General features: G+C 72.4%; 14 protein-coding genes and 1 riboswitch. Of the genes, 9 read left to right on the top strand and 5 right to left on the bottom strand.

Annotated elements, in window-relative coordinates:
• The first annotated feature begins 485 nt into the window (after positions 1–485).
• Positions 486–702: riboswitch (cyclic di-AMP (ydaO/yuaA leader) on the top strand.
• A 3-nt stretch (positions 703–705) separates the two neighbouring features.
• Complete coding sequence (locus KMS84_RS22295; protein WP_256918180.1) at positions 706–1,185, top strand: transglycosylase SLT domain-containing protein; 480 nt, start codon at positions 706–708, stop codon at positions 1,183–1,185.
• A gap of 69 nt (positions 1,186–1,254) precedes the next feature.
• Here the strand turns inward: KMS84_RS22295 and KMS84_RS22290 are convergent, their stop codons facing one another.
• Positions 1,255–2,079 (bottom strand): HAD family hydrolase, encoded by an 825-nt coding sequence (locus KMS84_RS22290; protein WP_256918179.1) that lies wholly within the window; start codon positions 2,077–2,079, stop codon positions 1,255–1,257.
• 384 nt (positions 2,080–2,463) lie between these two features.
• Here KMS84_RS22290 and fahA point away from each other — a divergent pair, with 384 nt between their 5' ends.
• The 8 genes from fahA to KMS84_RS22250 all read left to right on the top strand — a co-directional run bounded on the left by fahA (position 2,464) and on the right by KMS84_RS22250 (position 12,078).
• Complete coding sequence (fahA, locus tag KMS84_RS22285; RefSeq protein ID WP_256918178.1) at positions 2,464–3,675, top strand: fumarylacetoacetase; 1,212 nt, start codon at positions 2,464–2,466, stop codon at positions 3,673–3,675.
• Positions 3,676–3,924: 249 nt separating this feature from the next.
• The gene (locus tag KMS84_RS22280) at positions 3,925–4,863 is read left to right on the top strand and encodes a M56 family metallopeptidase (RefSeq protein WP_256918177.1); all 939 of its coding nucleotides are present in this window, start codon (positions 3,925–3,927) and stop codon (positions 4,861–4,863) included.
• A 122-nt stretch (positions 4,864–4,985) separates the two neighbouring features.
• A complete protein-coding gene (locus tag KMS84_RS22275) occupies positions 4,986–5,774 on the top strand; it encodes a GntR family transcriptional regulator (protein WP_256918176.1) in 789 nt (262 codons plus the stop codon).
• 32 nt (positions 5,775–5,806) lie between these two features.
• Positions 5,807–6,034 carry a 4Fe-4S dicluster domain-containing protein gene (locus KMS84_RS22270; RefSeq protein WP_020130156.1) on the top strand — a complete coding sequence of 76 codons (228 nt, stop codon included), beginning with the start codon at positions 5,807–5,809 and terminating at the stop codon, positions 6,032–6,034.
• Between the two features lie 33 nt (positions 6,035–6,067).
• On the top strand, positions 6,068–7,411 hold the full coding sequence (locus tag KMS84_RS22265; RefSeq protein ID WP_256918175.1) for an ABC transporter substrate-binding protein: 1,344 nt from the start codon (positions 6,068–6,070) through the stop codon (positions 7,409–7,411).
• Positions 7,408–8,295 (top strand): ABC transporter permease, encoded by an 888-nt coding sequence (locus tag KMS84_RS22260; RefSeq protein ID WP_256918174.1) that lies wholly within the window; start codon positions 7,408–7,410, stop codon positions 8,293–8,295. Before KMS84_RS22265 ends, KMS84_RS22260 begins: the two co-directional genes overlap by 4 nt.
• A complete protein-coding gene (locus KMS84_RS22255) occupies positions 8,279–9,157 on the top strand; it encodes an ABC transporter ATP-binding protein (protein ID WP_256918173.1) in 879 nt (292 codons plus the stop codon). Before KMS84_RS22260 ends, KMS84_RS22255 begins: the two co-directional genes overlap by 17 nt.
• Positions 9,158–9,168: 11 nt before the next feature.
• Entirely contained in the window at positions 9,169–12,078 is a 2,910-nt protein-coding gene (locus KMS84_RS22250) for a fumarate reductase/succinate dehydrogenase flavoprotein subunit (RefSeq protein ID WP_438818974.1), read from the top strand.
• A 79-nt stretch (positions 12,079–12,157) separates the two neighbouring features.
• Here the strand turns inward: KMS84_RS22250 and recQ are convergent, their stop codons facing one another.
• The 4 genes from recQ to nuoL all read right to left on the bottom strand — a co-directional run bounded on the left by recQ (position 12,158) and on the right by nuoL (position 19,686).
• Positions 12,158–14,218, bottom strand: a complete 2,061-nt coding sequence (gene recQ / locus KMS84_RS22245; protein WP_438818975.1) for a DNA helicase RecQ — start codon at positions 14,216–14,218, stop codon at positions 12,158–12,160.
• Between the two features lie 271 nt (positions 14,219–14,489).
• Positions 14,490–16,148: an NADH-quinone oxidoreductase subunit NuoN gene (nuoN, locus tag KMS84_RS22240; RefSeq protein WP_256918171.1), complete on the bottom strand. Its 1,659-nt coding sequence runs from the start codon at positions 16,146–16,148 to the stop codon at positions 14,490–14,492.
• Positions 16,145–17,716 carry an NADH-quinone oxidoreductase subunit M gene (locus KMS84_RS22235; RefSeq protein ID WP_256918170.1) on the bottom strand — a complete coding sequence of 524 codons (1,572 nt, stop codon included), beginning with the start codon at positions 17,714–17,716 and terminating at the stop codon, positions 16,145–16,147. Before KMS84_RS22235 ends, nuoN begins: the two co-directional genes overlap by 4 nt.
• Before the next feature lie 5 nt (positions 17,717–17,721).
• A complete protein-coding gene (nuoL, locus tag KMS84_RS22230; RefSeq protein ID WP_256918169.1) occupies positions 17,722–19,686 on the bottom strand; it encodes an NADH-quinone oxidoreductase subunit L in 1,965 nt (654 codons plus the stop codon).
• Between the last annotated feature and the right edge of the window lie 7 nt (positions 19,687–19,693).

Below are 19,693 nucleotides of genomic sequence, written 5' to 3'. Positions count from 1 at the left end.
CCCCCCCGCCCGACCCCGGGCGTGACGACTATCACGCACGCCTCGCGTCCACACCGCCACCCAGGACGGCCACCGCACCACCCGCTGGACGGCCGACCGCACCGCCGAGCGGACCACCGACCGCAGCACCGAGGGGGTCGCCGATCGGGCGGCCGGGGGCCGTCGACCGGGCGACCGGGAGGCCGTCGACCGGCCCACCGACCTCGACGCCCCACCGGCGTTCCATTGACTATGAGTTGGGTCTAATGCCCGATTCGCCGCCCTTGTGAACACGGGTGAGTTGGCTCACTCCCCCGGACCGACCGCCACGCAGCCGCCCTTCACCGATTCTCCGCATCCCTCAAGCAAGTTGACGCTTTGCATCCACAAAGGATCAAGCACCCCATAGGCCACAGACCAAGGTCAATAGGGGTGATCTGTGAATCCGGTACTTGTTCCGGACATGTGCTCTCGCATACGTTCCCGGCCTGTCGGGCGGACGCCTAATCCTGCCGCCGCCCATGACACCCATCGAGAACGCACGGCAGGAGCGGGGGAACCAGGTAAGTCGCCGCAACGGATGTTCCTGACGTCCCGGATGTTTTCCGGACGTTTCGGGCAGCCCGTCACGGCTCGGGGTGAAGTCGCGACCGTCAGGACGCGACCGGGCAGCTCCCCGCCCGAACCCGACAGCTCACCTCGCAGGCGCTGGAGAGGAAATCCGTCATGCCCGCTGCCGCTCACCGCCGCACCCGCACCGCCCGCCTCGCCCGCAAGCTCGCCGTCGCCGGCACCGGAGTCGCCGTCCTGGCGCTCCCGCTGATCGGCGCCACCACCGCCTCCGCCGCGACCCCCACCGTCGCCACCGCCACCAGCCTGGGGTACTCCAACAACCTCGACGGGTGGATCCGCGCCTCGCTGCACGTCATGGCGCAGCACGGCATCCCGGGGACGTACAACGGCATCTACCGCAACGTCATCCGCGAGTCCTCCGGCAACCCCTACGCCATCAACCTCTGGGACTCCAACGCGGCCGCGGGCATTCCGTCCAAGGGCCTGTTGCAGGTCATCGACCCGACCTTCCGCGCTTACCACGTCGACGGCACGTCCTGGGACTCCTACGACCCGGTCGCCAACATCACCGCCGCCTGCAACTACGCGGCCGACCGCTACGGCTCCATCGACAACGTGTTCAGCGCGTACTGACAGCCGGCCCGCGCCCGGCGCCCGACGCGTGCGGAACGCGCCGGGCGCCGCCGACGCGCGGGGCCGGAGTCACGGAAACAGTCTTTCGAGGACGACGGCCACGCCGTCGTCCTCGTTCGACGTCGTGACCTCGTCGGCCACCGCCTTGAGCTCCGGGTGGGCGTTGGCCATCGCGACACCGCGCGCCGCCCAGTCGAACATCGGGATGTCGTTGGGCATGTCCCCGAAGGCGACCGTGTCCTGCGGCCGCAGGCCCAGGTGTTCGGCGGCCAGCGCCAGCCCCGTCGCCTTGGTGACCCCGCAGGGCTGGAGTTCCACCGTGCCCGGCCCCGACATGGTGACGGTGGCGAGCGAGCCGACCGCCGAGCGGGCCGTCGCCGCCAACTCGTCGTCGGACAGGAAGGGATGGCGCAGCAGCACCTTGCTGATCGGTTCGCACCACAGGTCGTCGCGCCGGGCGACCCGCAGGGCGGGCAGCGTGGGGTGCGGCATCCGGTAGCCCGGCTCGATGAGCGTCAGCCCGTCCACGCCGTCCTGGTCGACGGCCGCGTACAGCTGCCCGACCTCCGCCTCGATCTTGCCGAGCGCGGTCTCGGCCAGCTCCCGGTCCAGGGTCACCGACCACAGCAGACGGTCCGCGCCGGCGTCGTACAGCTGCGCTCCCTGTCCGCACACCGCGAGCCCTCTGCTGTGCAGGCGGTCGAGCAGCGGCCGGACGCGGGGCGCGGGGCGTCCCGTCACCACCAGGTGGCGTGCGCCGGCGGCGGCCACCCGCGCGAGCGCGTCGAGCGACCGGTCGGAGAAGGTGTCGTCGCCGCGGAGCAACGTTCCGTCCAGGTCGGTGGCGATGAGCGAGTACGTGGTGCGCGCGGCATATGCGGTGGGTGCGGCCATGATCAGAGAATACGGATCCCCCACCCCCGTGGTTCGACGCGAGCCGAACAGCGACCGGGTCCGGTCCTGTTGTGCCAACTCCCCTTCGGCGACTGACCGACAGTGGTCGACGACCGTCCCGAAGAAGCGGCTTCGCGGCGCACGGCCGGCCGCCGGACGGTACGCGGCGGCCGCGATGCGCGCACGCCCTCCCGTGACCGGGCGCGCCCGCCGCGCCGCCGCCCGGGCCGCCTCGGCGGCCCCGCCCCCGTGTCGCTTCCGCGAGGTCGGCCGTAACGTGTGGCCCGGCTCGGCGCACCCGCGCGACATCCGCTCGGGGGCCGGCGGGCACACCTGGCGAGCACCACAGAGCGCACGAAAGACACGAAAGAGAGGCAGTACCCGATGCCCCCCTTCGACCTTGCCGAGGGCGATCCCTTCGGTCCGCACAACCTGCCGTACGGCGTCTTCTCGCTGCCGGGCTCCGTCGAGCGGACCGTCGGCGTCCGGCTCGGCGACCACGTCCTCGACGCGGGCGCGGCGGCCCGCGCCCTCGGCTCGCCGCACGCCGGGCTGCTCGCGGCGCCGACCCTCAACCCGCTGCTGGCGGCGGGCCGTCAGGTCTGGTCGCAGGTGCGCCGCGAGGTGACGGAGTGGGTGACGAGCCCGGCCCACCGGACCGCCGTCGAGCCGCTCTTCAGGCCCCTGTCCGCGGTGACGCTGCACCTCCCCTTCGAGGTCGCCGACTACGTCGACTTCTACTCCTCCGAGCACCACGCCAGGAACGTCGGCGCGATCTTCCGGCCGGACACGCCCGACACGCTGCTGCCCAACTGGAAGCACCTGCCGATCGGTTACCACGGACGGTCCGGCACGGTCGTCGTCTCCGGCACGGACGTCGTGCGGCCCTCGGGCCAGCGCAAGGCGCCCGCCGACCCGGCCCCCGTCTTCGGCCCGTCCGTGCGGCTGGACATCGAGGCCGAGGTCGGATTCGTGGTCGGCGTGCCCTCGGCGCAGGGCAGCACGGTCGCGCTGGGCGACTTCCGCGAGCACGTGTTCGGCCTGTGCCTGCTCAACGACTGGTCGGCCCGTGACCTCCAGGCCTGGGAGTACGTCCCCCTCGGCCCGTTCCTCGCCAAGTCGTTCGCCACCTCGGTCTCGGCGTGGATCACCCCGCTGGAGGCGCTGGAGGACGCGCGGGTGGCTCCCCCCGCCCGCACCCACGCCCTTCTCCCCTACCTGGACGACGCGGCCGACGAGCCCGGCGGCTACGACCTGCGGATCTCCGTCGCGCTGAACGGCCACACGGTCTCCGAGCCGCCCTTCGCCACCATGTACTGGACGGCCGCCCAGCAGCTGGCCCACCTCACCGTGAACGGCGCGTCCCTGCGCACCGGCGACCTGTACGGCTCCGGCACGGTGAGCGGCCCCGAGCCGGACCAGCGCGGCTCCCTCCTGGAGATGACCTGGAACGGCCGCGACGCGCTCGACCTCCCCGACGGCAAGAGGACGTTCCTGGAGGACGGCGACACGGTCACCCTCTCCGCCTGGGCCCCCGGCCCCGACGGCGTGCCGGTGGGCCTGGGCGAGGTGACCGGGCGGGTGATCGCCGGATAGCCCGCCGCCCCCTCCGGCCCCTCGTCCCGGCCCCCGGTCGGGACCGGCCCGGCCCTCCGGGCGCGAGGGGGGCCGAATCGGAGCGTCTTCGTGGGCTGACTGTCGGGGTAACCGCCGTCATACTGGCGACGGGCACGGTCCTCGGGCCGGGCCCGCCGCCCGTGGCGGTACCGGTCGCACGCGAGCGAGCGGTACGCCCCGCGCGCGTCCGGCACGCCCCCTCCCCGACCAGGATCCGGAGCCCGTGGCATGACGTACTGCCTGCTCCTGCTGAGCGTCGTCGCGCTGACGGCCGCCGTGCCGGTCCCGCGTGCGCTCACCCGTTCCGCCTGGCCCGAGCGGGAGCCGGTGGTGGGGCTGTGGGTGTGGCAGTGCCTGGTCGCCACCGTCCTGCTGTGCTGCCTGACCGCCCTGGTGCTCGGCGCCGCGGCCGTCTTCCACACCGTCCGCGCGCAGGTCTTCGCGCCCGCGCCGGCCTCGGTCACCGAGGCCTACGACCTGTCCGCCGCGCCGCTGTGGGCGGCGACGCTGACCGTGCTGCTGGCCTGCGGGGCCGCCTGGACCACCGCGATGCTGGCCCGCGAGCTGTTCGAGGCGCGCCGCCGTCGCGGCCGGGCCAGGGCGCTGCTGCGGGAGCGCGCGCCCGACCTGCCCGCCGGCCTGCCGTCGGCCCGCGGTCCGCTCCTCGTCCTGGAGGACGAGTACCCCGACGCCTGGTGGATGCCCGGCAGCCCGGCGCAGTTGATCGTCACGACCGGCGCCCTGCACCGCCTCACCTCCCACCAGCTGGACGCCGTCCTCACCCATGAGCGCGGCCACGCCCGCGCCCACCACGACTGGCTGCTCCATCTGTCCACCGCCCTGGCCACCGGCTTCCCGCGCGTCCCGCTCTTCGCCCACTTCTGCGACCAGACGCACCGCCTGGTCGAACTCGCCGCCGACGACACGGCGTCGCGCCGGTGCGGTCATCTGACGACGGCACTGGCCCTCATCGAGCTGAACCAGCACCGGGGCGTGCTGTCCTGCGCGTCCAGCCGCCGTCTCCTCGGCGAGCGCGTCGACCGCCTCCTCCAGCCGCCTCCGCGCCTGCTGCGCAGACACCGCGCGCTGACGACCACGGCGGCCGCGCTGGTACCCCTGCTGCCCTTGCTGATCACCTTCGTCCCGGGCCTGGCCGCGCTGTCCTGAACCGGCAGATCTTGCTCGACCGACGCACGTTCCAGCAGGTCAGCGCGTTTTCTGACGCTCTCGCAGGTGGCGCAACACTCCGGCAACACCCCTTTTCCTACCTTCTCGCTATGGTTCGAGCCATGCCATCCAGCGACCGCGTCCGAGAGCACGCCGGCCAGGGCGCGACCACCGTCGCCGCCCACCGCGCGCGCCGCCGGCTGCGCGCCGACCAGGCCCGGCAGCTCGCCGACCTCCTGCGCCGTCAGCTGCTCACCGGCGGCTTCCCGGCGGGCACGCTCCCCCACGAGTCGACGCTCGCCGGCGACTACCGCGCCTCCCGCAACACCGTCCGGCAGGCACTCGACCTGCTGCGCGCTGAGGGCCTGGTGGAACGCCTGCCCGGCGTCGGCACGGTCGTCGTGGCGCAGAAGTACCCGCACGGCCTGGACCGTCTGATGGGCCTCGCGGAGACCCTGCGCGAACACGGGCACGTCACCAACGAGGTCCGCACGATGGGCCCCGTCGCCGCGCCCGCCCCGGTCGCCGACCGCCTCGGGGTGCAGCCCGGCGCCGACGTCCTCTACATCGAACGCCTGCGCCGCCTGGGAGGCGTCCCCCTCTCCCTCGACCTCACCTACGTCCCGCTGGACGTGGGCGCCGACCTGCTCGGCGCCGACCTGGAGAACACCGACGTCTTCCGGCTCCTGGAGACCCTCACCGGGCAGCGCCTCGGCCACGCCGAGATCACCCTGGAGGCCGTGAACGCGGACGCCCACTCCGCCGCCGTCCTGGAGGCGCCGCGCGGTGCGGCCCTCCTGATGCTCGAACGCCTCACCCACCTCGCCGACGGCCGCCCGGTGGACCTGGAGTTCATCCGCTTCCGCGGTGACCGCATCTCGATGGGCGGTCTGCTCCGCCGCTCGCTCTGACCCCTTTCCCGGGACCTTCTCTGGAGACAGCCATGACCCTGGCGCCCCAGCGGGCCGACGTGCCCGTGACCATCGACGAGTCGAAGTGCATCGACGGCTGCACCCTGTGCGTGGACATGTGCCCGCTGGACTCCCTGGCCATCGACGAGAGCAACGGCAAGGCCTACATGCACGTCGACGAGTGCTGGTACTGCGGCCCGTGCGCGGCCCGCTGTCCCACCGGAGCCGTCACGGTCAACATGCCCTACCTGCTCCGGTGAAAGGCCCGAACCCCGATGAAGCCCCGAACCCCGATGAAGCCCCGAACGATCGCCGCCTCCGCCACCGCCCTGCTCCTGCTCCCCCTCACCGGATGCGGCAGCGCCCAGGCCGGTAGCGGCTCCACGGTCACCGTCACCGTCGGCTACCAGTCCAAGACCATCAACACGGTCACCGCGGGCACCCTCCTGCGCTCCCTCGGCTCCTTCGAGAAGCAGCTGAACGCCCTCGGCGACGGCACGACGTACAAGGTCGACTGGCAGGACTACGCCACCGGCGCCCCCATCACCGCCCAGATGACCGCCGGCAAGATCGACATCGGCTCGATGGGCGACTTCCCGCTCCTCATCAACGCGGCCCGTGGCAGACAGCTCGGCAAGCCCACCCGCCTGGTGTCGGTCACCGGCTACAACCTGCGCGGCGGCCTCAACACCATCGTCACCGCCCCGGACTCCGAGCTCGCCTCCCTCGACGACCTCAAGGGCAGGAAGGTCTCCACGAGCGTGGGCTCGGCCGCCGACGGCACCCTGGTCCGCGCCCTCCAGCGCGCCGGCATCGACCCCGACAAGGGCATCGAGAAGCTCAACCAGCAGCCCGCCGTCGGCGCGTCCGCGCTCGCCGCGGGCAGCGCCGACGCGCTCTCGCAGTTCGTCGCCTGGCCCGGCCTGCTCGCCTACCAGGGCAAGGCCAAGGCCCTCTACGACGGCGCCCAGCTCGACCTGCCGACCTTCCACGGCGTGACCGCCCGCGAGGACTTCGCCAAGAGCCGCCCGGCCGTGCTGGAGGCGTTCCTGAAGGCCCAGGAGCAGGCCACGGCCTACCTGAACGCGCACCCCGTGGCGGCCGCCGAGAGCGTCGCGAAGGCCACCGGCCTGCCCGCCGAGGTCGTCTACCTCTACAACGGCGCCCACGGCATCTCCACCTTCGACCCGGCCCTCAAGCCACGGCTCGTCGCCGCGCTCAAGGAGGACGTGTCGGTCCTGAAGGCGGCGAAGCTGACCGGAGACGTCGACGTGGACTCCTTCGTCGACGACCGCTACGTGAGGAAGGCGCTCGGCCCGTCCTACGCCCGCCGGCTCGCCTCCGCGCCGGCGCCCGCCGCGAGCGAGGTGTGGCCCAAGGGCGCCGAACGGACGCGTTCCTTCACGACGCCGGGGGCCCTGCTGGCCTACGTCGCCCGGCACCGGGACGGCGTCCGCGCCGCATACGTCCCCGACGCCACCACCGGCACCCTGTGGTTCGCCGACCGGGCCGTCTGGGTGGCCGACGGCACGACGCTCCTGCCGTTCGTCGCCCCGGCGACAGCCCGGGCCTACGTCGGCGCCCACGCCGGCTCCCGCGTCGTCACGTACGCCGACGCCCTGGGACGCGCGTCGTGACCCGGTATGCGCTGCGGACGGCGTCGGTGGCGGCGACCCTCGGCCTGTGGCAACTCCTGACCAGCCTGAACGTCGACCTGTGGCTGCGTTTCTCCCAGTTCCCCACCGTCGCCGACGTGGCCCGCACCTTCGCCGGCCGTCTGGCCGGCGACGACTACTGGACCGACCTCGACGACAGCCTCACCCGCATCCTGACCGGCTTCCTCCTCGCCGCCGTCGCGGGCGTCGCCACGGGCGTGCTCGTGGCACGCTCGCGGCTCGCCGAGGACCTGCTCGGGCCCGTCCTCGAAGTCGTCCGGCCCATCCCCGCGATCGCCCTGGTCCCCGTCGCGATTTTGCTCTTCCCCTCCAACGAACAGGGCATCGTCTTCATCACCTTCACCGCCGCGTTCTTCCCCGTCATGGTCTCCACCCGGCACGCCGTCCGCGCCCTGACCCCCGACTGGGAGGAGGCGGTGCGCACCATGGGCGGCGGCCGGTGGCGGATCCTCGGCTCGGTCGTGCTGCCGGGCGCGCTGCCCGGCATCTTCGGCGGACTCTCGGTCGGCCTCGGCGTCTCGTGGATCTGTGTGATCTCCGCGGAGATGATCTCCGGCCAGTACGGCGTCGGCTACCGCACCTGGCAGGACTACACCGTCGTCGACTACCCGGGCGTGTTCGTCGGCATGGTGACGATCGGCGTGCTCGGCTGGGCCACCTCCACGGCCGTGGAACTCCTCGGCCGCCGGCTGACCCGCTGGCTGCCGCGCACGTCCTACGTCCCCGCGGGCCGGCCCCGCGCGGCCCGCCCGCTCCCGGCCCGGGCCATCGGGGCGCCGACCGCCTCCCCCGCCGCCGGCACCAGGACCGAACCCGAGGAGGCGCGCGATGAGCACCTCGTCTGACACCCGCGAGACGACCGGCACACCCGGCGGGCCGCCCGGCGCAGCCGCCGCAGCGGGTCCGGCCGACCCTGCCGCCGGGACGGCCGCCGACCGGAGTGCAGCCGGGGGCGCGGGCTCCGGCGCCGCCCCGCGCGGCACCCGGCTCACGCTGCGGGGGGCCGCCCTCGGCCGCCCCGACGCCACCGCCCTGGCCGACGTCGACCTCGACATCCCGCCCGGGGAGATCCTCACCGTCGTCGGCCCCTCCGGCTGCGGCAAGTCGACGCTGCTGCGCACCCTGGCCGGGCTGCTGCCCGCACTGGCGGGCGCCGTGGAACAGGACGGCCGGCCGATCGGCGGGCCCGCCGCCGACCGGGCGCTCGTCTTCCAGGAGGACGCCCTCCTCCCCTGGCGCACCCTGCTGGGCAACGTCGAACTCCCCCTCGCCATCCAGGGCACGCCGCGCGCGGACCGCCGCAGGCAGGCCGCCGACTGGCTCGACCGCGTCGGACTCGCCGACCGCGCACGGCAGTTGCCGCACCGCGTCTCCGGAGGCCAGCGCCAGCGCGCGCAACTGGCCCGGGCCCTCGCCGCGGGTCCGCGGGCCGTCCTCATGGACGAACCCTTCGGCGCCCTCGACGCCCAGACCCGCGCCGGCATGCAGGACCTGCTGGTGCAGGTGCTGCGCGGCACGGGCGCGACCGTCGTCTTCGTCACCCACGACGTGGACGAGGCCCTCTTCCTCGGCGACCGCGTGGCGCTCCTCGGCGCGGGCCGCCTCGTGGACGTTCGGGACGTGCCGCGCCCCCGCGAGCGCGCCGCCCACGACGACCCCGCGCACACGGCCCTGCGCAGGGCCGTCCTGACCTCCCTGAACACCTGAAAGGCACCCCGGTGGACACCCCTGTGCAGATCCCCGCGCTCGACGACGCCGAGGAGCTGACCTGCGACGTCCTCGTCATCGGCGGCGGCACCGCCGGCACCATGGCGGCCCTGACCGCCGCCGAGCGCGGCGCCGACGTGCTGCTCCTGGAGAAGGCCCACGTACGCCACTCGGGGGCGCTCGCGATGGGCATGGACGGCGTCAACAACGCGGTCGTCCCCGGCCGCGCCGAGCCCGACGACTACGTCGCCGAGATCACCCGCGCCAACGACGGCATCGTCGACCAGACGACCGTCCGCCAGACAGCGACCCGCGGCTTCGCCATGGTGCAGCGGCTGGAGTCGTACGGCGTGAAGTTCGAGAAGGACGAGCACGGCGACTACGCGGTCCGCCAGGTCCACCGCTCCGGCTCCTACGTCCTGCCGATGCCGGAGGGCAAGGACGTCAAGAAGGTCCTGTACCGGCAGTTGCGGCGGCGCGAGATGCGGGAGCGGATCCGCATCGAGAACCGGGTGATGCCGGTGCGGGTGCTGACCTCCCCCGAGGACGGCCGCGCCATCGGCGCCGTCGGCTTCAACACCCGCACCGGGCGGTTCGTCACCGTCCGCGCGGGCGGGGTGATCCTCGCGACCGGCGCCTGCGGCCGCCTCGGACTGCCCGCCTCCGGTTACCTGTACGGCACGTATGAGAACCCCACCAACGCGGGCGACGGCTACGCCATGGCCTACCACGCGGGCGCCGAGCTGACCGGCATCGAGTGCTTCCAGATCAACCCGCTGATCAAGGACTACAACGGTCCCGCCTGCGCCTACGTCGCCAACCCGTTCGGCGGTTACCAGGTCAACCGGCACGGCGAGCGCTTCGTCGACTCCGACTACTGGTCGGGGCAGATGATGGCCGAGTTCGCCGCGGAGGTCGCGAGCGACCGCGGCCCGGTCTACCTGAAGCTGAGCCACCTGCCCGAGGAGTCGCTCTCCGCCCTGGAGACGATCCTGCACTCCACCGAGCGGCCCACCCGGGGCACCTTCCACTCGGGCCGCGGCCACGACTACAGCACCCACGACATCGAGATGCACATCTCGGAGATCGGCCTGTGCGGCGGCCACTCGGCCTCGGGCGTCCGGGTGGACGAGCACGCCCGCACGACCGTCCCCCGCCTGTACGCGGCCGGCGACCTGGCCTGCGTCCCGCACAACTACATGATCGGCGCGTTCGTCTTCGGCGACCTCGCGGGCGCGGACGCGGCCCGGTACACGGCGTACGACGGCGAGCTGCCCGCCGACCAGCTGCGCGAGGCGCACGAACTGATCTACCGCCCGCTGCGCAACCCCGACGGCCCGCCGCAGCCCCAGGTCGAGTACAAGCTGCGCCGCTTCGTGAACGACTACGTGGCCCCGCCGAAGTCGGGTGCGCGGCTGTCGCTGGCCCTGGAGTCCTTCGAACGGATGCGGGACGACATCGCCGAGATGGGCGCGCGCACCCCGCACGAGCTGATGCGCTGCGCCGAGGTCTCCTTCATCCGCGACTGCGCGGAGATGGCCGCGCGCGCCTCCCTGGCCCGCACCGAGTCCCGCTGGGGCCTCTACCACGAACGCCTCGACCACCCCCGTCGCGACGACGACTCCTGGTTCCACCACCTCGACCTGCACAAGTCCCCCTCCGGTGTTATGGAGTTCACGGCCAGACCCGTGGCTCCCTACCTGGTCCCGGTCGACGGGTTCACCCCCGTCGGCGGCCCCTCGCGGCATCTCGGCGAAGTCCGCCCCGAGGACGTGGCCACGGCCGGGTCACGGGACGTGGCGCCCGTCGCCGCCGGCGTCGAAGCCCCCGCCGAAGCGGCCGGCGCGATGGCCGGCTCGGCGGCCGGATCGGTGGCCGGCGACGCCTCGGCGTCCGCCGTCTCCGGCTCCGGCTCCAGGCCCGACGCCGAGCCGTCCTCCTCCCCGCGGTCCTCCTCCCGTCTTCTCGAACTCGTGGCCCTCGCCGAGGAGGAACCCGAACTCGACGCCCTGCTCTCCTACCTGAGCGATCCGACGCCCGCCGTCCGGCGTGAGGCGGTCGCCGTCCTCACCGAGACCGTGCCGTCGGGCACCGGCCCCGCGCTCGCCCGGGCGCTGCGCGACCCCGCCGCGGAGGTACGGTCCACCGCCGCCGCCTCGCTCCGGGAGCTCGTCGAGACCCTGCCGCCCGAGCCCGCCCTGCGCGACGGCCTCGCCGCCGCGCTGACCGAGTCCGATCCGGTGGTCCGCGCCGCGGCCCTCGACGTGCTGCGTGCGCTGCGCCTCGGCGACGCCGCCCTGTTCGCCGGCGCCCTCACCGACGCCGACATCGCGGTGCGCATCGAGGCCGTCCGCGCCCTGGTCTCCGTCGACGCCGCCGACGAACTGGCCCGTGCGGCCACGGGCGACCCGTCCCGCGAGGTCCGCGTCACCCTCGCCAAGTCCCTGGCCACCGTGGCCGCCGGCCGCCTGGACCACGCCCCGGGGAGCGACTCGCCCGACGGGACCGCCCGCGCCTTCGCCCCTGGCGCGGGTGCGGACGATGCCGTCGAGACCGATGCCGTGCACACCGCCCTGGTCGCTCTCGTCGGCGATCCGGATGCGCTGGTGCGGGCCGCCGCCTACGGCGCGCTGGGAGCCACCGGCTGCCCGGCGCCGCTCGCCGCCCGGGCCGTGACCGCGCTGTCGGACCCGGCCTGGCAGGTGCGGGCCGGCGCCGCCACCGCGCTGTCCGTGGCCCACCCCGACACGGCCGTCCCCGCGCTGGCCAAGGCGCTGGCCGACCCGAACGCCGACGTCCGCAAGGCCGCCGTCCTGGCCCTGACCCGCCACCGTGACGCGGAGCCCGCCCGGGCCGCCCTCGCCACGGCCACGACGGACACCGACGCGGACGTGCGGGCCTACGCGACGCGGGCCCTGTAGGCAGGTCCGCGCCACGGCCCGGTGGGACCGCTCCATGGCCCGGTGGGGCCGCTCCACGCCCCGGTGCGGCCGCCGCGCGCTACATCCAGTCCTCGGGCTCCGGCTCCGCTTCGCTCTCGGGCCAGAGGTCCGGATCGCCCTGATCCGTGTGGGCGCCGGCGTCGGCCGCACGGCCGGCGCTCACGGACGACCCCGCGGCGACGGACCCCGCGGCGGCCGGCTCCGGGGCGGCCGGCTCCGGGGCGCCGCCGAGCGAGGCCAGGACGCCGAGGACGCCCTCCCCGTACGTGGCCAGCTTTCTCTCGCCGACGCCGCTGACGCCGCCGAGCTGCTCCACCGACGTGGGCCACGCGGTGGCGATCTCCCGCAGCGTCGCGTCATGGAAGATGACGTACGCCGGAACGCCCTGCTCACGGGCCTGCTCGGCACGCCAGGCACGCAACGCCTCGAAGGCCGGCAGCAACGCCTCGGGCAGCTCGGCCACGGCGGCCTTGCCCTTGCCCCGGCCGGACGAGGAGCCCGACGCCTTCGACGTCACCGGCTTCTTCGGCTCCTTGCGCAACGGGACGTCCCGCTCCCGGCGCAGCACGGCCCCGCTGGCCTCCGTCAGCACCAGGGTGCCGTACTCCCCCTCGACCGCGAGCAGCCCCTGCGCCAGCAACTGCCGTACGACTCCGCGCCACTCGCCCTCGGTGAGGTCCTCGCCGATGCCGAACACGGACAGCTGGTCGTGGTCGAACTGGATCACCTTCGCCGTGCGCTTGCCCATCAGGATGTCGACGATCTGCACCGCGCCGAACTTCTGACCGCGTTCCCTTTGCAGCCGGACGATGGTCGACAGCACCTTCTGGGCCGCGACCGTGCCGTCCCAGGTCTCCGGCGGGGTGAGGCAGGTGTCGCAGTTGCCGCAGCCCGCCGCGTCCGGTTCCTGGCCGAAGTAGGCGAGGAGCTGCCCTCGGCGGCACTGGACCGTCTCGCACAGAGCGAGCATCGACTCCAGGTGCGCGCCGGCCCTCCTGCGGAACGCCTCGTCCCCCTCGCCGCTCTGGATCAGCTTGCGCTGCTGTATGACGTCGTTGAGGCCGTAGGCCATCCACGCGGTGGAGGGCAGGCCGTCACGCCCGCCGCGCCCGGTCTCCTGGTAGTAGCCCTCGATCGACTTCGGCAGGTCGAGGTGGGCGACGAACCGGACGTCCGGCTTGTCGATGCCCATGCCGAACGCGATGGTCGCGCACACCACCAGGCCCTCCTCGCGCAGGAAGCGGGACTGGTGCGCCGCGCGCGTGCCCGCGTCCAGACCCGCGTGGTAGGGCACGGCCTCGATGCCGTTGCGGGAGAGGAACTCGGCCGTCTTCTCAACGGAGTTGCGCGAGAGGCAGTACACGATGCCCGCGTCGCCCGCGTGCTCCTCGCGCAGAAAGCTCAGGAGCTGCTTCTTGGGGTCGGCCTTCGGCACGATCCGGTACTGGATGTTGGGCCGGTCGAAGCTGGCCACGAAGTGCCGGGCCGCCGGCATGTTCAGCCGCTGGGTGATCTCCTGGTGCGTGGCGTGGGTGGCCGTCGCGGTGAGCGCGATCCGCGGGACGTCCGGCCAGCGCTCGCCCAGCACGGAGAGGGAGAGGTAGTCCGGGCGGAAGTCGTGGCCCCACTGGGACACACAGTGCGCCTCGTCGATCGCGAACACGGCGATCTTGCCGCGCGAGAGGAGATCGAGGGTGGACTGAAGCCGCAACCGCTCCGGCGCCAGGTACAGCAGGTCGAGCTCACCCGCGAGGAACTCGGCCTCGACCACGCGCCGCTCGTCGAAGTCCTGCGTGGAGTTCATGAACCCGGCGTTGACGCCGAGCGCCCGCAGCGCGTCCACCTGGTCCTGCATCAGCGCGATCAGCGGGGAGACGACGATGCCCGTACCTGGTCTGACCAGGGCCGGAATCTGGTAGCACAGCGACTTGCCGCCGCCGGTGGGCATGAGGACCACCGCGTCCCCGCCGGCCACCACGTGCTCGATGACCGCTTCCTGCTCGCCGCGGAAGGCGTCGTAGCCGAAGACCCGGTGCAGCGTGGCCAGCGCCTCGCTCTCGGTCCGCTCCGGTGTCCCGGTGATACCTGTCATCTCGCTGATCCCGCCCGTCCCGCCCATCGACTGGTCCCCCGTACGTCGTCTCTCGACCACTGCCTCCACGATAGGGGTCCGGACCGACAGCGCCGGAGTTATCCACAGGCTCTTTCCGGTGACACCGCGTGGCGGTCCCCGACGAGTCCCCGCACGGGTCCCGAGGGATCCTCCCCACCCGGGTCCCCGAAACGGGGGCGCGGGCGCGAAGCCGGCGGTGCGGACGCCGGTGGGCCCGGCCCCCTGTCGGGGAACCGGGCCCACCGTGCACGCCACCGCAGGTCAGCGGCATGGTGACTCAGCGCACGAACACTCCCGCCTGATTCGCCAGGTCCAGGAAGTACTGCGGCGCCACGCCGAGCACCAGCGTGACCGCCACTCCCACGCCGATCGCCATCACCGTCAACGGCGACGGGACGGCGACGGTCGGGCCGTCGGGCCTCGGCTCGCTGAAGAACATCAGCACGATCACCCGGATGTAGAAGAAGGCGGCGATCGCCGAGGAGATCACACCGACCACGACCAGCGGGGCCGCGCCGCCCTCCGCCGCCGCCTTGAAGACGGCGAACTTCCCGGCGAACCCGGAGGTCAGCGGAATGCCGGCGAAGGCCAGCAGGAACACCGCGAACACGGCAGCCACCAGGGGCGACCTGCGCCCGAGCCCCGCCCACTTGGACAGGTGCGTGGCCTCTCCGCCGGCGTCGCGCACGAGGGTGACCACGGCGAACGCGCCGATCGTCACGAACGAGTACGCGGCCAGGTAGAAGAGGACCGACGAGACGCCGTCCGGGGTGGTCGCGATCACGCCCGCGAGGATGAACCCGGCGTGCGCGATGGACGAGTACGCCAGCAGCCGCTTGATGTCGGTCTGCGTGATCGCCACGATCGCGCCGCCCAGCATCGTGATGATCGCGACGCCCCACATCACCGGCCGCCAGTCCCAGCGCAGCCCGGGCAGGACCACGTAGAGCAGGCGCAGCAGCGCACCGAAGGCGGCCACCTTGGTCGCCGCGGCCATGAAGCCGGTGACCGGGGTGGGCGCGCCCTGGTAGACGTCGGGCGTCCACATGTGGAACGGCACCGCGCCCACCTTGAACAGCAGGCCCATGACGATCAACGCGGTGCCGATCAGGAGCAGCGCGTCGTTGCCCATGGTGTCGGCGAGCGCCGGGTTGACGTTCTGGACGGTGCCGTCGACGACCTGCGCGACGGTCCCGTACGACACCGAGCCCGCGTATCCGTACAGCAGGGCGATGCCGAAGAGGGTGAACGCGGAGGCGAACGCGCCGAGGAGGAAGTACTTGACCGCGGCCTCCTGCGACATGAGCCGCTTGCGGCGGGCCAGGGCGCACAGGAGGTACAGGGGCAGCGAGAAGACTTCCAGGGCGATGAAGAGCGTCAGCAGGTCGTTGGCCGACGGGAAGACCAGCATGCCGGCGACCGCGAACAGCAGCAGCGGGAAGACCTCGGTCGTCGTGAACCCGGCCTTGACCGCTGCCTGTTCGCTTTCGCTGCCGGGCACGGACGCCGCCTGGGCGGCGAAGGAGTCGACCCGGGTTCCGTGCGCCTCGGGGTCGAGGCGGCGTTCGGCGAAGGTGAACAGGCCGACCAGGGCGGCCAGCAGGATCGTGCCCTGGAGGAAGAGGGCCGGTCCGTCGACCGCGATCGCGCCCATGGCCGCGATGCGCGCCTTCGTGGTGCCGTACCCGTCCGCCGCCAGCATGACCACGGCGACGAACGCGGCGATCAACGCGGCTGCGGACAGGAAGAGTTGGGCGTAGTAGCGGTGCTTGCGCGGCACGAACGCCTCGACCAGCACCCCGATGATCGCCGCGCCCACGACGATCAGGGTGGGCGACAATTGCCCGTATTCGATCTTCGGAGTGTCGATCTTGGAGATCGGGTCGGCCGCGGTTGCCGCCGTTGTCCACAGGCTGTGGACGGCTGATGCGCTCACTTGGCCGCCTCCACCTCGGGCTTGGGGTCCGTCTTGTGTACGTCGGACAGCGTCTGCTTGACCGCCGGGTTCACGATGTCGGTCACGGGCTTCGGGTAGACGCCCAGGAAGATCAACAGCACGATCAGCGGGGTGACGACCATGAGCTCCCGCGCGCGCAGGTCGGGCATCGCGGCGACCTCGGGTTTCACCGGGCCGGTCATCGTCCGCTGGTAGAGCACGAGCGTGTAGAGCGCGGCGAGCACGATGCCGAAGGTGGCGACGATGCCGATCGCCGGGTAGCGCGCGAACGTGCCCACCAGGACGAGGAACTCGCTCACGAAGGGCGCGAGTCCCGGCAGCGACAGCGTGGCCAGGCCGCCGATCAGGAAGGTGCCGGCGAGCACCGGGGCGACCTTCTGCACCCCGCCGTAGTCGGCGATGAGCCGCGACCCGCGCCGCGAGATGAGGAATCCGGCGACCAGCATCAGAGCGGCCGTCGAGATGCCGTGGTTGACCATGTACAGCGTCGCGCCCGACTGGCCCTGGCTGGTCATCGCGAAGATGCCCAGGATGATGAATCCGAAGTGCGAGATGGACGCGTACGCGACCAGCCGCTTGATGTCACGCTGGCCCACGGCCAGCAGCGCCCCGTAGACGATGCTGATCACCGCGAGGACGAGGATGACCGGCGTCGCCCACTTGCTGGCCTCCGGGAAGAGCTGGAGGCAGAAGCGGAGCATCGCGAAGGTGCCCACCTTGTCGACGACCGCCGTGATCAGGACGGCGACCGGGGTGGTGGCCTCGCCCATGGCGTTGGGCAGCCAGGTGTGCAGCGGCCACAGCGGCGCCTTCACCGCGAAGGCGAAGAAGAACCCGAGGAACAGCCAGCGTTCCGTGCTCGTCGCCATGTGGAGCGTGCCGTCGGCGCGGGCCTGGGCGATCTCCGTGAGCGAGAAGTTCCCCGCGACCACGTAGAGGCCGATCACCGCGGCCAGCATGATCAGACCGCCGACGAGGTTGTAGAGGAGGAACTTCACGGCCGCGTACGACCGTTGCGTGGACGCCGCCTCCTCGCCGTGCTCGTGGGCGCGGTCCCCGAAGCCGCCGATGAGGAAGTACATCGGGATGAGCATGGCTTCGAAGAAGATGTAGAAGAGGAAGACGTCGGTGGCCTCGAAGGAGAGGATCACCATCGCCTCGACGGCCAGGATCAGGGCGAAGAAGCCCTGGGTCGGCCGCCAGCGCTTGCTGCCCGTCTCCAGCGGGTCCGCGTCGTTCCAGCCCGCGAGGATGACGAACGGGATCAGCAGCGCGGTCAGGGCGACGAGCGCGACCCCGATGCCGTCCACGCCCAGCTCGTACCTGACCCCGAAGTCCGCGATCCAGGAGTGGGATTCGGTGAGTTGGTAGCGGCCGCCGTCCGGGTCGAAGCGGACCAGGACGACGATCGCCAGGGCCAGTGTGGCGAGGGAGAACAGCAGGGCCAGCGCTTTGGCGGCGTTGCGCCGGGCGGCCGGGACGGCGGCCGTGGCGACCGCCCCGATCGCGGGGAGCGCCGCCGTCGCTGTCAGCAGAGGAAAGGACATCGGTATCAGACCGCCCTCATCAGCAGGGTCGCGGCGACGAGGAGTGCCGCACCGCCGAACATCGAGACCGCGTACGACCGCGCGAAGCCGTTCTGCAGTCGGCGCAGCCGTCCGGAGAGGCCGCCGACCGAGGCCGCCGTGCCGTTGACGACGCCGTCGACCAGGGTGTGGTCGACGTAGACCAGGGAGCGCGTGAGGTGCTCGCCGCCGCGCACCAGGACGACGTGGTTGAAGTCGTCCTGGAGCAGATCGCGCCGGGCGGCGCGGGTGAGCAGCGATCCGCGCGGGGCGACGGCCGGAACGGGACGCCGGCCGTACTGGGCGTAGGCGATGCCGACGCCGATGACCAGGCAGACCATGGTCGCTCCGGTGACCGTCGCCACGCTGAGCGGCGAGTCACCCTCGCTGTGCCCGGTGACGGGTTCGAGCCAGTGCAGGAAGCGGTCGCCGATGCTGAAGAACCCGCCGGCGAACACCGACCCGAACGCCAGCACGATCATGGGGATCGTCATGACCTTGGGCGACTCGTGCGGGTGCGGCTCCGCGTGCTCGCCGTGGTGCTCGGCGGCGGGCTCCGCGCCGGGCGCCTCGGGGGAACGGGTGGGCCGGTTCTTCCAGCGCTCCTCGCCGAAGAACGTCATCAGCATCACGCGCGTCATGTAGTACGCGGTGATGGCCGCGCCGAGCAGGGCGCACGCGCCGAGGATCCAGCCCTCGGTGCCGCCCTTGGCGAACGCCGCCTCGATGATCTTGTCCTTGGAGAAGAAGCCGGACAGCCCCGGGAAGCCGATGATCGCGAGGTAGCCGAGACCGAAGGTGACGAAGGTGACCGGCATGTACGTGCGCAGGCCGCCGTACTTGCGCATGTCGACCTCGTCGTTCATGCCGTGCATGACGGAACCGGCGCCGAGGAACAGCCCGGCCTTGAAGAAGCCGTGCGTGACCAGGTGCATGATCGCGAAGACGTAGCCGATGGGGCCGAGGCCCGCGGCCAGCACCATGTAGCCGATCTGCGACATCGTCGAGCCGGCCAGCGCCTTCTTGATGTCGTCCTTCGCGCAACCGACGATCGCACCGAACAGCAGCGTGACCGCGCCGACTACGGTGACGACCAGCTGCGCGTCGGGAGCCCCGTTGAAGATCGCGGCCGACCGGACGATCAGGTACACGCCCGCGGTCACCATCGTGGCGGCGTGGATGAGGGCCGAGACCGGGGTCGGGCCCTCCATCGCGTCCCCGAGCCAGGACTGGAGCGGCACCTGTGCCGACTTGCCGCAGGCGGCGAGCAGCAGCATCAGGGCGATGGCGGTGAGCCTGCCCTCCGAGGCGTCGCCGGCGATGCCCGGCTGCCCCTCCGCCCCGAGCAGCGGGCCGAACGCGAATGTGCCGAAGGTGGTGAACATCAGCATGATGGCGATGGACAGGCCCATGTCGCCGACGCGGTTGACCAGGAAGGCCTTCTTCGCGGCGGTGGCGGCGCTGGGCTTGTGCTGCCAGAAGCCGATGAGCAGGTAGGACGCGAGACCCACGCCCTCCCAGCCGACGTACAGCAGCAGGTAGTTGTCGGCGAGGACCAGCAGCAGCATCGCCGCGAGGAACAGGTTCAGGTAGCCGAAGAAGCGGCGGCGCCGCTCGTCGTGCTCCATGTACCCGACCGAGTACAGGTGGATCAGCGAGCCGACGCCCGTGATCAGCAGCACGAACGTCATCGACAACTGGTCCAGGCGGAAGCCGACGTCCGCCTGGAAGCCCTCGACCGGGATCCAGCTGAACAGGTGCTGTGTCAGCGTGCGGTCGTCGGCGCTCCTGCCCAGCAGGTCGCCGAACAGGACGAGACCGAGCACGAAGGACACGGTCGACAGGAGCGTGCCGACCCAGTGGCCGACGGCGTCGAGCCGACGGCCGCCGACCAGCAGGACGGCCGCTCCGAGCAGGGGCGCCGCGATCAGCAGCGCGATCAGGTTCTCCACGTTTCTT

It is taken from the genome of Streptomyces hilarionis (assembly GCF_024539675.1).
Lineage (GTDB): Bacteria > Actinomycetota > Actinomycetes > Streptomycetales > Streptomycetaceae > Streptomyces > Streptomyces hilarionis.
The sequence above is the reverse complement of the archived record's forward strand: the minus strand, read 5'-3'. Positions and strand labels throughout refer to the sequence as shown.